This is a genomic window from Streptomyces sp. NBC_01003 (genome assembly GCF_045162695.1).
GTDB lineage: Bacteria > Actinomycetota > Actinomycetes > Streptomycetales > Streptomycetaceae > Streptomyces.
The window spans coordinates 7539025-7554356 of record NZ_CP108707.1 but is presented as its reverse complement, the minus strand read 5'-3'; the positions used below and the strand labels follow the sequence as shown (position 1 = coordinate 7554356).

Sequence of the window (15332 nt, the reverse complement as noted above, 5' to 3'; positions counted from 1 at the left end):
GGGGCGCGGCGTCACGCGCCTCCGGTGTGCACCTGGAAGGCGGCCCGGCGGACAGCCTTGGCGAGCGCCGGGTCCGGGTGCGCGGCGGCCAGCGCGACGAGGACCTGGACAGTGCGCGGGTGCCCGGCGGCCCGGACCTCGTCGAGGAGGGCCGGCACGGTGGGCTGCACGGCGGACTCCAGGTGGCGTACGAGGAGCTGCGCCTCGCCGTGGTCCGCGACGGCCGCCGCGGTGTCCACCCACAGCCAGGTCGTCTCCTCGCGGGTCAGCACCATGTGGACGTCCTCGGGATCGGCTCCCTCGTACTCGGCGAGCCACAGCAGCGCGTAGGGGCGCAGGGGCGGCTCGTCGGCGACGGACCGGACGACGGGCTCGGCGGGGGCTCCGACGACGCGCAGGGCCTCGAATGCGAGCCCGCGCAGCAGGGCGTCCTCGCCGCGGGCGGCGGCGATCAGCTCGGTGACGGCGCTGCCGACGGGGCGGGCGGCGAGCCAGGCGCGGTATTCGGCGCGGGCCGCGTTCGGGCGCAGCCGTGCGCAGCCTCTGAGCATGGCATCGGCGGACTGCTCGATGTTGCCCGCCGGGGACTGGGCGGCCACGCAGATCTGCTCCAGCTTGACCCAGACCGCCCAGCTGCCGAGCGGCGTGAGGGTGGCCTGGCCGTCGGCGTAGGTGAGGGCGCCGACGGCGGCGAGGCCGTGCAGGGCCCAGTCGAGGAGCGGGGGAAGGGTGGTGCCGGTGGTGGCGGTCGCGGTGTCGGTGGGCTCGGGCTGCGGGCCGTAGGGGATCTCGCAGCGTTCCGTGCGCAGTTCCTCGACGCGCTGGCCGAGCAGATCGAGGAGCTGCGGTACGGGGACCGGGCCGGCCGAGAGCTGGAGGAGCGAGAGCACCTGGGGCATCGCCTCGACGACCTCGGCGACCGCGGCGGCCTCCAGGCTCTTGCCGGCGGGGTGGGCCAGGGACCAGGCGTCGAACAGCGCGACCCAGCCGCGCAGCACGGCGGTGTCGTCACGGTCCCAGGCGCGCAGGCGCCAGCCGGGGCGCGCGCTGTCGCCGTGCACCTCGACGAGGCCGGCGAGGCGTGCGGTGTCCCAGTCCGCGCGGACCTGTCGCGGGGTCAGGTCCAGGTCGGCCGCCGCGCGTTCGGCGGTGGGCGGGGACAGGGCGCCCCTGCCGTCGGGGGTGCCGCGGCCGCTGCCGGGGCTGAGGACGGCGTCGGCCCAGCGGGCCACGCGGACGGCGTCGGCGAGGCCGCGGCGGGCCATGCGGGCCAGTTCCGCCGGGGGTGGGGTGCCCTCCGGCGGGCGGGGCGCCGGGCGGGGCGGGCGTGCCTGGGTCACCACTCCGTCGGTCCGCACGGGGGCGGCGGCGAGGGTGCGCGGGCGGACGAGTCGGAGCCTGGAGTCGCGCGGGATACGGGACGTCACGGGGGCAGTCTTCCGGTTGACGGTCCGAAAACCCAAACGGAATCGTTTCGGGGCTCTTTGCGGGCGTCGCGGGAGGGTCCGCGGACCGGCGTGCGCCGGGGGTCTACGCGGGCCTTCCTGCACATCTGTCCCGTGCACCTGACGGAGCCGTGAGGAACTACATGAGGGGGGTGAGGAAGCGGCGGAGCGTCTCCTCGTACGTCTGCGGGTCGGCGTTCCACATGGCTCCGTGCGGGGCGTTGTCCACCGTGTGCAGCGAGACCAAGTCGGGGCGCCGGGCGGCCAGTTCGCGGGACAGGACCCAGGGGGCGATCTCGTCGTCGGGGCCGTGCATCACGAGCGTGGGCACCTTGAGCGCCTCGGGGTGGGCGGCGGTGTCGAGGCGGTCGCCGTGCAGCCCGGTGCGGCCCTGGGCGGCGCGGACCGCGAGGGGCAGCAGGGGCCCGGGGATACGGCGGGCCTCCGCGAGGGCACGCAGCGTCACGTCCCAGGCGAGGACGGGTGAGTCGAGGACGAGCCCGGAGATGCGGTCCCGCAAAGCGGAATGGGCCGCCGCGTGCAGGGCCATGGCGGCGCCGGTCGACCAGCCGTGCACGATGACGCGTTGCGCGCCGTAGCGCACGGCATAGCGGATCGCGGCGTCCAGGTCGCGCCACTCCGTCTCGCCGAGGTGGCCGAGGCCGTCCGGGGAGCGGGGGGCGCCGAGGTCGCCGCGGTAGGCGAGGTCGAGTACGGGGAAGCGGTGGCGGTGCAGGAAGTCCATGAGGACCATGGGGTGCTCGCGTGTGGTGCCCAGGCCGTGGACGGTGATGACCCAGGTGTCGCGGGCGCCGGGGACGAACCAGGCGGGGAGCGCACCCAGTTCGCCGGGGATGTCGATGTCGGCGTGGTCGAGGCCGAGTGCCGCCTTGGGGTCGCCGATGTGGACCTGGGGGGTGAGCCAGGCCTTGGCGCCGGGTTCGAGGGAGCCGTGGGTGACGCGCTCCAGGCGCCGTACGACGGCGTCCGCCGCGTGCGGGGCGGACTCGAGCACGGGCCCGACCACGGCGTGGAATCCGTCGCCGCTCAGGCCGTACGTGCCCGGGCGCAGGGAGGCCAGGTCGCGGGTGAGCGTGATCTGGCCCGCGGCGGTGGCGTGGACGGTCAGGCGTGGCTCGGTGGGCAGGGGCCGGCCCGCGGGCGCCTTGAGGGCGGCATCGCTGGCGAACCGGCCGGCCGCGATCGCGGCTGCGCCGGCACCGATGACTGCGGTGACGGCAGCGGCCGTCGCTCTGGCGGTGCGCACCGTCCCAGTGTCCGCGCCCGGGCTCCGACCGGCCAGTGGGGCGGGGCCGGGGGCCGCCGGGTGCCGGTTCAGCCCGGCTGCCCGTACCCCCGCAGCTTCTCCTCCACCTCGCGCACCTGGTCGCGGGTGAGGAGCGTCGGCGTGTGGTGGGGATGGGCGCTCGCGGTGAGCCAGACGCGGCACAGCCATTCGAGCTGGGCCGTGCGGTCGTAGGCGGCGGCGAGGGTGTCGCCGTAGGTGAGGGTGCCGTGGTTCTGAAGCAGGCAGCCTGTCCGCCCCTTGAGAGCGTCGAGCACGTTCCCGGCCAACCGCTCGGTGCCGTACGTCGCATACGGGGCAACCCGGACAGGTCCGCCGAGGGTCGCGGCCATGTAGTGGATGAGCGGGAGCTCGGGCACGAGGGTGGAGACGGCGGTGGCGTGGACCGCGTGGGTGTGGACGACGGCGCGGGCGGACGTCGCGCGGTAGACCGCCAGATGCATCGGGAGTTCGCTGGTCGGGGTCAGGGTTCCGGCGCGCTGCCCGCCGTCGAGGCCGACGGCGACGAGGTCGTCCGGGGTGAGCTCGTCGTAGGGGACCCCGCTGGGCGTGACGAGGACGGTGTCGCCGATGCGCACCGAGACGTTTCCCGAGGTCCCGACGACGAGGCCGTCGGTGACGGTGCGCCGGGCCGTCGCCACGAGCGCGCTCCACGCCTGCGCGAGTCCGTCCGCGTCCTGCCCTGCCTCGCCCGGTTCCTGCGCCATGCCCGCATCCTGCCAGCCGCTCGGCGGGCCGGCGCGGATCGTGACGCCCGGGCACTTTAGTGCGGAGCCGAGGAGTCCGGAAGCGCACGAATGGGCATGAATGCCCGCCTGGTAACGATTGGCTGGAGATCGACGGGCTCAGAGGGATCTTCCGGTAGCCTCCGGTGGGATTTGTCATGCACGTCGCCATTCCGGGGGGAAATATGGCTCGTGGTCACAAACCGTCCCGTCGCCGCGCGCACATCGCGACCGCGGCATCACTCGCCGCCCTGACGTTCGGGGGGACCGCTCTCGCACAGGCTCCGGCGTCCGCGGCGGGCGGCACCAAGGGGCACGACGTCTCGTCGCACCAGAAGAACGTCAACTGGCAGAAGGCCAAGAGCAAGGGCGCACGGTTCGTCTACGTCAAGGCGACCGAGTCCACCACCTATCTCAATCCCTACTTCAGCCGGCAGTACAACGGAGCGCGCAGCGCGGGCATCATCCGCGGCGCGTACCACTTCGCGCTCCCGAACAAGTCGTCCGGCCGGACGCAGGCCTCGTACTTCGTGCGCAACGGGGGCGGGTGGCGGGCGGACGGCTGGACGCTGCCGCCGGCGCTCGACATCGAGTACAACCCGTACAGCTCGAAGAAGTGCTACGGCCTGAGCAAGGGGAAGATGATCTCCTGGATCAGGTCGTTCAGCGACGAGGTGCGGCGCAGGACGGGCCGCCGGCCGGTGATCTACACCAATTACCGCTGGTGGCAGAGGTGCACGGGCAACAGCACGGCCTTCGCGGGCAACCACGCGCTATGGCTCGCCCGCTACGACGAGTCCGCCGGGGCGCTGCCGTCGGGCTGGTCCTACTGGACGTTCTGGCAGTACGACAACAGCGGTGGACTGCCGGGTGACCAGAATCTCTTCAACGGTTCACAGACGCAGTTGCGGAGGTTCGCCCGCGGCTAACGGAAGGCTCACTTCCGCTTGATTGGGCCACCGTTCCGCTTCACGAACGACCCCGTGCCGCCACCCCGTTTCCAACGGAGTGGCGGCACTCCACTTTGAGTCACCGCACCGCCCGCCTCAGTTCATCTTCCGTTCACTCAGGTTGCCTACGTTCACCGAGCCACTGACGTCCAACAGAAGCCTGGGTAAATGGAACACATCACGCTTCTCCTCGGGATCGTGATCGTTACCGCTCTCGTGTTCGACTTCACGAACGGTTTCCACGACACAGCCAACGCGATGGCCACCACCATCTCGACCGGCGCTCTCAAGCCCAAGACGGCGGTGGCCATGTCCGCCGTGCTGAACCTCGTCGGAGCCTTCCTCTCCGTGGAGGTCGCCAAGACGATCTCCGGCGGCATCATCAACGAGGACGGACTCAAGACCGAGGTCATCTTCGCGGCGCTGGTGGGCGCCATCCTCTGGAATCTCCTGACCTGGCTGGTGGGCCTCCCCTCAAGCTCGTCCCACGCGCTCTTCGGCGGCCTCATCGGCGCCGCCGTGATGTCGATGGGCTGGTCGTCGATCAATGGCGGCACCGTCGTCACCAAGATCCTCCTCCCCGCCGTCGCCGCGCCGCTCGTGGCGGGCATCGCCGCGATGCTGGCCACCCGGCTCACGTACCGGATAGGCAGCAAGACCGACCAGAAGGCGACCGCCAAGGGCTACCGCGCCGGGCAGATCGCCTCCGCGGGCCTGGTCTCGCTGGCGCACGGCACGAACGACGCGCAGAAGACGATGGGCATCATCACGCTCGCCCTGATCACGGGCGGCGTCCTCAGCCCCGGCGCCAACCCCCCGATGTGGGTCATCGTCTCGGCCGGTGCGGCCATCGCGCTCGGCACCTACCTCGGCGGCTGGCGCATCATCCGCACCATGGGCAAGGGCCTCACGGACCTCGCGCCGCAGCAGGGCTTCGCCGCCCAGACCAGCGCCGCGACCGCGATCCTCGCCTCCTCGCACATCGGCTTCTCGCTCTCCACGACGCAGGTCTGCTCCGGCGCCGTCATGGGCTCGGGCCTCGGCCGCAAGGGCGGCGTCGTCCGCTGGTCGACCGCGACCCGCATGTTCATCGCCTGGGGCCTGACCCTGCCGGCCGCCGGTCTGGTCGGCGCGGGCGCCGAGTTCCTCACCAAGCAGGGCTCGTGGGGCGTCGCCGTCACCGCGCTGCTCCTGATCGCCGGCGCGGGCACCATCTGGGCGCTGTCCCGGCGCAACTCGGTCGACCACACGAACGTCACGGACGACGACATCGACGGCGTCGACGTCCCGGACGAGCCCGCAGGCGTCGTGACCACCGCGATCGCGGCCGTCACCCCGCCGCCCGCCGGCACGGTCACGGCCCTGGACACCGACGTGAAGACCACCATCCCCGCCTCGCCCGCCCCGCCCTCGGCGGAGCCCGCGCGCCCGGCCACGGTCTAAGGAAGCAGCAGCGCTATGCACATCGACTGGGCAGCACTCGGCTCCGTGTTCGGAGTCAGCCTCGTGATCACGGTGGCCCTCGTGGGCCTGTTCACCCTCGGCATCGTCGGCCTCACCAAGCGGGAGTCGGCGGCGGCCCAGGGCAACTCGGCGGCGCTGGCCGTCTCCGGCGCGTACGCCTGCTTCGCCCTGTGCGCGGCGGCCGTCGGGTACGGGATCTTCCTGATCGTCGCCTGACCGGAGGTAACCGGCAGGAGTGCGGGGTGCGGGACGCGAAGGCGTCCCGCACCCCGCTTCGTGTGGGCCTCAGCACACTCTCCCTTCGCAGGTCAACGGCAAGTTGACGGGCGTTCGCGGGGCGTGGTGGACTTCCGGGGCCATCTACGGCAGCAGGAGAGGAAGCCGGTGCGAATCCGGCGCGGTCCCGCCACTGTCACCGGGGAGTGATCCCCGTGAGCCAGGAACTCTCGCCGCCGGTCTCTTCCAACCAGGGCGTGGACACCCTGAGTGAGGACATATCGCCATGCGCGGCTGCCAGTTGCGGGTGCTCCCGCCGAGAACGAGTACAAGGGTTCCCCTCGCCGTAGCGGCGGGCTGACCGTGCGGGCCGAGCGCGTCTTCGCGTACGGCAGCGCCGCCGGACTCCTCGGCGACCTCCTGATCGGCGATCCGCGCCGCGGGCATCCGGTCGCCGCGTTCGGGCGGGCCGCGGGCGCCGTCGAGCGCGTGCTGTGGCGTGACCACCGCGGGTGGGGCGCCGTGCACACCGCCGTGTGCGCCGGGGGCGCCGCCGTCGCCGGTGGCCTCGCCGCGCGCGCCGTGCGCCGCTCCCCCGCCGCTTCCATCGTGCTGACCGCCGCCGCCACTTGGGCGGTCGTCGGCGGTACGTCGCTGGGGCGCGAGGCGCGCGCCATCGGGGGCGCGCTGGCCGCCGGTGACGTGGACGCGGCGCGCGAGCGGCTGCCGCATCTGTGCGGGCGTGACCCGCAGGCCCTGGACGCGGACGGGATCGCGCGGGCCGTCGTCGAATCCGTCGCCGAGAACACCTCCGACGCCGTCGTGGGCGCGCTCGTGTGGGGCGCCGTCGCCGGCGTCCCCGGGCTCGTCGCGTTCCGCGCCGTGAACACGCTGGACGCCATGGTCGGGCACAAGTCGGCCAGGTACCGCCGCTACGGCTGGGCCTCCGCGCGCCTCGACGACGTGGCGGGCTGGCCGGGAGCGCGGCTCACCGGCGTGCTCGCCGCCGTCGCGGGCGGCCGTCCGCGCGGCGCGCTCACGGCGTGGCGCGAGGACGCGCGGCTGCACCCGAGCCCCAACGCCGGTGTCGTCGAGGCCTCGTTCGCGGGGGCGCTCGGGGTGCGGCTCGGCGGGACTCTGTCGTACGGCGGGCGGGTCGAGCACCGGCCCGTACTGAACGCGTCGGGCCGGGCCGTGGAGACCGCCGACGTCGAGCGGGCGGCGCGGCTCTCGCGGCGCGTGAGCTGGCTGGCCCTCGGCGTGTGTGTCGCCGGGCGGGCACTGTTGCGGAGGGGGAAGTCGTGAGTGGTGGCGGACTGCTGGTGGCAGGGACCACGTCCGATGCCGGGAAGAGCGTCGTCACCGCGGGGATCTGCCGGTGGCTGGTGCGGCAGGGGGTGAAGGTCGCGCCGTTCAAGGGGCAGAACATGTCCCTCAACTCCTTCGTGACGCGCGAGGGCGCCGAGATCGGGCGGGCGCAGGCCATGCAGGCGCAGGCCGCCCGCGTCGAGCCGAGCGCCCTGATGAACCCCGTGCTGCTGAAGCCGGGCAGTGACCGGAGCAGCCAGGTGGTGCTCATGGGCAAGCCGGTGGGCGAGTTGAGTGCCCGGGGGTTCTTCGGGGAGTCCGGGCCCGCGGCGAAGCCGCTGTCAGGTGCTGTGTCCCCCGGGAAGGCGCTGCACGGGGGACGGCAGGCGGCACTTCTGGACACCGTCGTGGGATGCCTGGAGGAACTCCGGGGCAGCTATGACGCCGTGATCTGTGAAGGGGCGGGCTCTCCCGCCGAGATCAACCTGCGCCGTACCGACATCGTCAACATGGGGATCGCCCGGGCCGCGCGGCTGCCCGTGCTCGTGGTCGGCGACATCGACCGCGGCGGCGTCTTCGCGTCGTTCTTCGGCACGACAGCGCTGCTCGCCCCCGAGGACCAGGAGCTGCTGGCCGGCTTTCTGGTCAACAAGTTCCGCGGGGACGTCTCGCTCCTCGAGCCCGGCCTCGACATGCTCGAGGACCTGACCGGGCGCCCCACGTACGGGGTTCTCCCCTTCCAGCACGGCCTCGGCATCGACGAGGAGGACGGGCTGCGCGTGTCGCTGCGCGGTTCCGTGCGCGAGTCGCGGACCGCGGCCCCGGTCGGCGAGGACGTGTTGCGCGTCGCCGTCTGCGCCGTCCCGCTGATGTCGAACTTCACCGACGTGGACGCACTGGCCGCGGAGCCGGGCGTCGTCGTGCGGTTCGTCGACCGGGCCGAGGAGCTCGTCGACGCGGACCTGGTCGTCGTGCCGGGAACGCGCGGCACCGTCAAGGCACTTCAGTGGCTGCGCGAGCGCGGCCTCGCCGACGCCCTCGCGCGCCGGGCCGCCGAGGGCCGGCCGGTCCTCGGGATCTGCGGCGGCTTCCAGGTGCTCGGCGAGCGCATCGAGGACGACGTCGAGTCGCGCCTGGGCGCCGTGGACGGGCTCGCACTGCTGCCCGTACGGGTGCGGTTCGAGCGCGAGAAGACCCTCGCCCGGCCCGTCGGCGAGGCGCTCGGCGAGCGCGTCGAGGGTTACGAGATCCATCACGGGGTCGCCGAGGTCAATGGCGGCGAGGCGTTCCTGGACGGGTGCCGCGTCGGCTCCGTCTGGGGCACGCACTGGCACGGCTCGCTGGAGGCGGACGGCTTCCGCCGGGCGTTCCTGCGCGAGGTCGCGGCCGCCGCGGGCCGCCGTTTCGTACCGGCGCCCGACACGTCGTTCGGCGCGCTGCGCGAGGAGCAGCTCGACCGGCTCGGCGATCTGATCGAAGAACACGCGGACACGGACGCGCTGTGGCGGCTCATCGAGTCCGGCGCTCCGTCAGGACTGCCTTTCATTCCACCGGGAGCGCCCGCATGAGCACAGTGTTGTTGTTGTCGACCGCAGACACCGATCTGCTGGCGGCCCGGGCCTCCGGCGCCCCCTACCGGATCGGGAACCCGACCCGCGTGGACGTCCAGAGCGAGCTGCCGGAGCTGCTCGACGGCGTGGACATCGCCGTCGTACGGCTCCTCGGCGGCAAGCGCGCCTGGGAGGACGGGCTGGCGGCGCTGAAGGCGTCCGGCGTGCCGACGGTCCTGCTCGGCGGCGAGAGCGTCCCGGACGCGGAGCTGATGGCCGAGTCGACCGTGCACGCGGGCGCCGTGGCCGAGGCGCTGCGCTATCTCGTCGAGGGCGGTCCCGGCAACCTCGTCGAGCTGGCCCGCTTCCTCGTCCAGGACGTGCTGCTCCACGGGCACGGCCGGGCCGGGAGCACGCAGGAGCGGCACAGCGCCGAGCCGCAGAAGATGCCCGAGTACGGGGTGCACGGCCGCCGTGCCCGCGTCGAGGGCCGCCCGACCGTCGGCGTGCTGTTCTACCGCGCCCACGAGCTGTCCGGGAACACCGCGTTCGTGGACACGCTGTGCGACGCGATCGAGGCGCGCGGCGTCAACTCCCTTCCGGTGTACTGCGGTTCGCTGCGCGGCGCCGACCCGGGCCTGTACGAGCTGCTCGGCGAGGCCGACACCCTGGTCGCGACCGTGCTCGCGGCGGGCGGCACGCACGCCTCGCAGGCGTCCGCGGGCGGCGACGAGGAGGCCTGGGACATCGGCGCGCTCGCCGACCTCGACATCCCTGTCCTCCAGGGTCTTTGCCTCACGTCGTCGAAGGCGGCCTGGGAGGCGTCGGACGCCGCGCTGTCGCCGATGGACGCGGCGATGCAGGTCGCGATCCCCGAGTTCGACGGCCGGATCGTCACCGTGCCGTTCTCCTTCAAGGAGGAGGGCCCCGACGGCGTCCCGGTGTACGCGGCCGACCCCGAGCGGGCCGCGCGCGTCGCCGGAATCGCCGTACGCCACGCGCGTCTCGGCCACAAGCCGAACGGCGAGAAGAAGCTCGCCGTCGTCTTCACGGCCTACCCGACCAAGCACTCGCGGGTCGGCAACGCGGTGGGCCTCGACACGCCCGCCTCCGCCGTCCGCGTCCTGGACGCGCTGCGCGAGGCCGGTTACGGCGTCCACGGCTACCCCGACAACGGTGACGAGCTGATCCACCGGCTCATCGAGGCGGGCGGCCACGACGTCGAGTGGCTCACCGAGGACCAGTTGGCGTCGGCGCCCGCGCGCGTGCCGCTCGCCGACTACCGCGCCTGGTTCGACAAGCTGGCGCCCGAGCTGCGCGACGGGATGCTGGAGGCGTGGGGCGAGCCGCCGGGCTCCCTCTACGTCGACGGCGACGACATCGTGCTCGCGTCGCTCCAGTTCGGCAACGTCGTCGTGATGATCCAGCCGCCGCGCGGCTTCGGCGAGAACCCGATCGCGATCTACCACGACCCGGACATGCCGCCGTCGCACCACTACATGGCCGCGTACCGCTGGCTGGAGAACTCTTTCGGCGCGGATGCCGTCATCCACATGGGCAAGCACGGCACCATGGAGTGGCTGCCGGGCAAGGGCCTTGGCCTGAGCGGGAGTTGTGCGCCCGACGCGGTCCTCGGCGAGCTGCCGCTGATCTACCCGTTCATCGTGAACGACCCGGGCGAGGGCACGCAGGCCAAGCGCCGCGGGCACGCCACAGTCGTCGACCACCTGGTGCCGCCGATGGCGCGCGCCGACACGTACGGCGACCTCGCGAAGCTGGAGCAGCTCCTCGACGAGTACGCGCTCGTCTCCGACCTGGACCCGACGAAGGCCCCGGCCGTGCGCGCCCAGATCTGGACCCTGGTGAAGGCCGCCGAGCTCCACCACGACCTGCATGTCGACGAGCAGCCGGACGACGGCGACTTCGACGAGTTCGTGATGCACATCGACGGCTATCTGTGCGAGATCAAGGACGTGCAGATCCGTGACGGCCTGCACATCCTGGGCGGCGGTCCGGTCGGCGAGCCGCGCGTGAACCTCGTACTCGCCGTACTGCGCGCCTCCCAGGTGTGGGGCGGCACCGCGAACGCGCTGCCCGGCCTGCGCGCCTGCCTGGCCGAGCACTTCGGCCTGGTCGAGAAGGAGCTGCTCGGCGAGCCCGGCGCCCCCGTGAAGGTGCCGGCCGAACTGACGGACCTCGTCAGCGGTCCCGCCCGCAGCGCCGCCGACGCGATCGACCTCCTGGAGCAGCTGTGCCGGCGCGCGGCCGAGGGCATGGAGGAGCGCGGCTGGGACGCCGCTGCCGTCCCCGCGCTCGTCCGCGACGTCGTCGGGACCGAACTCCCGGACGCCGTGGCGGTGCTGGAGTTCGCGTGCCGCGAGGTCGTGCCGCGGCTCGCCCGTACGACGGACGAGATCGGGCACATCCTGCGCGCGCTCGACGGCGGATACGTGCCCGCGGGACCGTCCGGGTCGCCGACGCGCGGCCTGGTCAACGTGCTGCCGACGGGCCGCAACTTCTACTCCGTCGACCCGAAGGCGATCCCCTCGCGGCTGAGCTGGGAGGTCGGGCAGGCGCTCGCCGACTCGCTCGTCGCGCGCTATCTGGCCGACACCGGCGAGTACCCCAAGTCCGTGGGCCTGACGGTGTGGGGCACTTCGGCGATGCGTACGCAGGGCGACGACATCGCGGAGATCCTCGCGCTGCTCGGCTGCCGCCCGGTGTGGGACGACGCCTCGCGCCGTGTCACCGGCTTCGAGATCGTGCCCGCCGCCGAACTCGGGCGCCCGCGCATCGATGTGACGGTCCGTATCTCCGGCTTCTTCCGCGACGCGTTCCCGCACGTCGTGGGCCTGATCGACGACGCCGTGCAGGCCGTCGCCGCGCTCGACGAGAGCGCCGAGCAGAACTACGTACGCGCCCATGTCGAACAGGACGCCGTCGAGCACGGCGACCGGCGGCGGGCCACGGCCCGCATCTTCGGGTCGAAGCCGGGCGCGTACGGCGCCGGGCTGCTGCCGCTGATCGACGCCCGCAACTGGCAGTCCGACGCGGACCTCGCCGAGGTGTACGCGGTGTGGGGCGGCTACGCGTACGGGCGCGGGCTCGACGGGCGGGCGGCGCGCGGAGACATGGAGACGGCGTTCCGCCGCATCAACGTGGCGGCGAAGAACGTCGACACCCGCGAGCACGACCTCGTCGACGCCGACGACTACTTCCAGTACCACGGCGGCATGGTCGCCATGGTGCGGCATCTGACGGGGGCCTCCCCCGAGGCGTACGTCGGCGACTCCGCCGTGCCCGACCAGGTGAAGACCCGCACGCTCGGCGAGGAGACCCACCGGGTGTTCCGCGCCCGTGTGGTCAACCCGCGCTGGATGGCGGCGATGCGCCGCCACGGCTACAAGGGCGCCTTCGAGATGGCCGCCACCGTCGACTACCTCTTCGGGTACGACGCGACGGCCGGCGTGGTCGACGACTGGATGTACGAGAAGCTGTCGGCCGAGTACGTCTTCGACGCGGAGAACCAGGACTTCATGAAGAAGTCCAACCCGTGGGCCCTGCGGGGCATCACCGAGCGGCTGCTCGAAGCGGCCGAGCGCGGCCTGTGGGCCGAGCCGGACGCGCAGACGCTGGAGCGGCTGCGAGCCACATATCTGGAACTTGAGGGCGACTTGGAGGGCGACGACCAGTGAGTACCCCCTATCCGTTCACCGCGCTCGTCGGGCAGGACGACCTGCGGCTCGCGCTGCTGCTGAACGCGGTCAGCCCCGCCGTCGGCGGGGTGCTCGTGCGCGGCGAGAAGGGCACGGCCAAGTCCACGGCCGTACGCGCCCTCTCGGCTCTCATGCCCGAGGTCCAGGTCGTCGCCGGGTGCCGCTTCTCGTGTGCGCCCGGCGCCCCGGACCCGGCGTGCCCGGACGGCCCGCACGAGACCGGACCCGGCACCTCACGTGCCGCCCGCATGGTCGAGCTGCCCGTCGGCGCGTCCGAGGACCGGCTCGTCGGCGCGCTCGACATCGAGCGGGCGCTCGCCGAGGGCGTGAAGGCCTTCGAGCCGGGGCTCCTCGCCGACGCGCACCGCGGGATCCTGTACGTCGACGAAGTGAACCTGCTGCACGACCACTTGGTGGACCTGCTGCTGGATGCGGCCGCGATGGGCGCCTCGTACGTGGAGCGCGAGGGCGTGTCCGTGCGGCATGCCGCGCGCTTCCTGCTCGTCGGCACCATGAACCCCGAAGAGGGAGAGCTGCGGCCGCAGTTGCTCGACCGGTTCGGCCTCACCGTGGAGGTCGCCGCCTCCCGCGAGCCCGACCAGCGCGTCGAGGTCGTCAAGCGGCGCCTCGCTTACGACGACGACCCCGAGGGCTTCGCCGGGAAGTGGGAGCAGGAGGAGTCCGCCGTACGGGCGCGGATCGTCGCGGCCCGTGACCTGCTGCCTTCGGTGCGCCTCGGCGACGCCGCGCTGCGGCAGATCGCCGCGACATGCGCCGCGTTCGAGGTCGACGGGATGCGCGCGGACATCGTGATGGCGCGTACGGCGACGGCGCTCGCCGCATGGGCGGGCCGCACGGATGTGCTGGCCGAGGACGTGCGACAGGCCGCGCTCCTCGCGCTGCCGCACCGCAGGCGCCGCAACCCGTTCGACGCGCCGGGGCTCGACGAGGACAAGCTCGACGACACCCTGGAGGAGTTCGGCGGGCAGGACGGTCAGGATGCAGAACCGGATCCGGACGGTGACGGTGATGGTGACGGCGGCGGGGACGGGCCCGGTGGCGGGGGCGGGCAGCCGCCCCCGGACGCGCCCGAGGGCGGCGGCCCCGACACGGGCGGCGACCAGGCCGCCGACATCCCCGCGCAGGGCGAGCCCGCCGAGAGCGGCGAGCAGAAGGCTCCCGCGGGCGGCGGCGAGCAGGCGGCCGCCCGGGCCGCCGAGCCCTTCCGTACGAAGATGCTGAGCGTCCCCGGACTCGGTGAGGGTGCCGCCGGGCGGCGCTCGCGGGCCCGCACGGAGCACGGGCGTACGACGGGTGCGCGGCGCCCGCGTGGCGCGCTCACCAAGCTGCACCTCGCGGCGACCGTGCAGGCCGCCGCCCCGCACCAGCGGGCGCGGGGACGTTCCGGTCCCGGGCTCGTGGTGCGGCGTGACGATCTGCGGCAGGCGACCAGGGAGGGCCGCGAGGGCAACCTCGTGCTCTTCGTGGTCGACGCCTCCGGGTCGATGGCGGCGCGGCAGCGGATGAGCGCCGTGAAGGGCGCCGTCCTGTCGCTGCTCCTCGACGCGTACCAGCGGCGGGACAAGGTGGGGCTCGTGACGTTCCGCGGGTCCTCGGCCGATGTGGCACTGCCGCCGACGTCCTCCGTGGACGCGGCCGCCGTACGGCTCGAGTCGCTGCCCACCGGTGGGCGTACGCCGCTGTCCGCCGGGCTACTGAAGGCGCACGACGTGCTGCGCGTGGAGCGACTGCGGGACCCGGCGCGCCGGCCGCTCGTCGTCGTGGTGACCGACGGGCGCGCGACGGGCGGTCCCGAGCCGGTGGCGCTCGCGGGGCGTGCGGCGCGGCTGCTCGCCGCCGAGGGAACGGCGTCGGTCGTCGTGGACTGCGAGTCGGGCCCTGTGCGGCTCGGGCTCGCCGGTCAGCTGGCGGGCGAGCTGGGCGGGACGGCGGTGACGCTCGACGAGCTGCGGGCCGATTCCATCGCCGGGCTCGTGAAGGACGTACAGGGTGGTCTGCAGTCGAACAGCAGGAGGGTCGCGTAATGCCTCAGGGACAGCCGAGCGTCGTGCCGGACGACGGGCTCACGACGCGGCAGCGGCGCAACCGGCCGCTCGTCGTCGTCCACACCGGCATCGGCAAGGGCAAGTCGACGGCGGCCTTCGGGCTCGCCCTGCGCGCCTGGAACCAGGGCTGGCCCATCGGGGTGTTCCAGTTCGTCAAGTCGGCGAAGTGGAAGGTGGGCGAGGAGAACGCGCTGCGCGTCCTCGGCGCGAGCGGCGAGGGCGGGAGCGTCGACTGGCACAAGATGGGCGAGGGCTGGTCCTGGGTCCAGCGCGACGCGCAGATGGACAACGAGGAGAAGGCCCGCGAGGGCTGGGAGCAGGTCAAGCGTGACCTCGCCGCCGAGACGTACCAGCTGTACGTGCTCGACGAGTTCGCCTACCCGATGCACTGGGGCTGGATCGACACGGACGAGGTCATCTCCGTGCTGCGGGACCGGCCCGGGACCCAGCACGTCGTGATCACCGGGCGCAACGCCCCCGAGAAGCTGGTGGACTTCGCCGACCTGGTCACCGACATGTCCAAGGTCAAGCACCCGATGGACGCGGGCCAGAAGGGCCAGAGGGGCATCGAGTGGTGAGTTCGTCC

The 15332-nt window shown here is 73.1% G+C and carries 11 protein-coding genes and 1 riboswitch; of the genes, 8 read left to right on the top strand and 3 right to left on the bottom strand.

What is annotated here, in order from left to right; all coding sequences use genetic code 11:
• Nucleotides 1-11: 11 nt before the first annotated feature.
• The 3 genes from OG698_RS34435 to OG698_RS34425 form a co-directional block, all read right to left on the bottom strand.
• Nucleotides 12-1427: a hypothetical protein gene (locus OG698_RS34435; RefSeq protein ID WP_406107668.1), complete on the bottom strand. Its 1416-nt coding sequence runs from the start codon at nucleotides 1425-1427 to the stop codon at nucleotides 12-14.
• Between the two features lie 157 nt (nucleotides 1428-1584).
• Complete coding sequence (locus OG698_RS34430) at nucleotides 1585-2712, bottom strand: alpha/beta hydrolase (RefSeq protein ID WP_406107666.1); 1128 nt, start codon at nucleotides 2710-2712, stop codon at nucleotides 1585-1587.
• A gap of 68 nt (nucleotides 2713-2780) precedes the next feature.
• Complete coding sequence (locus OG698_RS34425; RefSeq protein ID WP_406107664.1) at nucleotides 2781-3458, bottom strand: class II aldolase/adducin family protein; 678 nt, start codon at nucleotides 3456-3458, stop codon at nucleotides 2781-2783.
• 203 nt (nucleotides 3459-3661) lie between these two features.
• On the opposite strand from OG698_RS34425, the gene OG698_RS34420 reads away from it, so the two are divergent.
• From OG698_RS34420 to cobO, 8 genes are all read left to right on the top strand, one after another.
• The gene (locus OG698_RS34420) at nucleotides 3662-4405 is read left to right on the top strand and encodes a lysozyme (RefSeq protein WP_406107662.1); all 744 of its coding nucleotides are present in this window, start codon (nucleotides 3662-3664) and stop codon (nucleotides 4403-4405) included.
• A 189-nt stretch (nucleotides 4406-4594) separates the two neighbouring features.
• Nucleotides 4595-5869 carry an anion permease gene (locus OG698_RS34415; RefSeq protein WP_406107661.1) on the top strand — a complete coding sequence of 425 codons (1275 nt, stop codon included), beginning with the start codon at nucleotides 4595-4597 and terminating at the stop codon, nucleotides 5867-5869.
• A gap of 15 nt (nucleotides 5870-5884) precedes the next feature.
• On the top strand, nucleotides 5885-6106 hold the full coding sequence (locus OG698_RS34410; protein ID WP_100592482.1) for a hypothetical protein: 222 nt from the start codon (nucleotides 5885-5887) through the stop codon (nucleotides 6104-6106).
• A 109-nt stretch (nucleotides 6107-6215) separates the two neighbouring features.
• Nucleotides 6216-6357: riboswitch (cobalamin riboswitch) on the top strand.
• Nucleotides 6358-6469: 112 nt separating this feature from the next.
• Nucleotides 6470-7411, top strand: coding sequence for a cobalamin biosynthesis protein (locus OG698_RS34405; protein ID WP_406111465.1), 942 nt, complete (start codon nucleotides 6470-6472; stop codon nucleotides 7409-7411).
• Entirely contained in the window at nucleotides 7408-8982 is a 1575-nt protein-coding gene (locus tag OG698_RS34400; protein WP_406107660.1) for a cobyric acid synthase, read from the top strand. The genes OG698_RS34405 and OG698_RS34400 overlap by 4 nt, the downstream gene beginning before the upstream one ends.
• A complete protein-coding gene (cobN, locus tag OG698_RS34395; RefSeq protein WP_406107658.1) occupies nucleotides 8979-12659 on the top strand; it encodes a cobaltochelatase subunit CobN in 3681 nt (1226 codons plus the stop codon). Before OG698_RS34400 ends, cobN begins: the two co-directional genes overlap by 4 nt.
• Complete coding sequence (locus OG698_RS34390) at nucleotides 12656-14725, top strand: putative cobaltochelatase (protein WP_406107657.1); 2070 nt, start codon at nucleotides 12656-12658, stop codon at nucleotides 14723-14725. Before cobN ends, OG698_RS34390 begins: the two co-directional genes overlap by 4 nt.
• On the top strand, nucleotides 14725-15324 hold the full coding sequence (gene cobO, locus OG698_RS34385) for a cob(I)yrinic acid a,c-diamide adenosyltransferase (RefSeq protein ID WP_329574575.1): 600 nt from the start codon (nucleotides 14725-14727) through the stop codon (nucleotides 15322-15324). The genes OG698_RS34390 and cobO overlap by 1 nt, the downstream gene beginning before the upstream one ends.
• Nucleotides 15325-15332 lie beyond the last annotated feature (8 nt).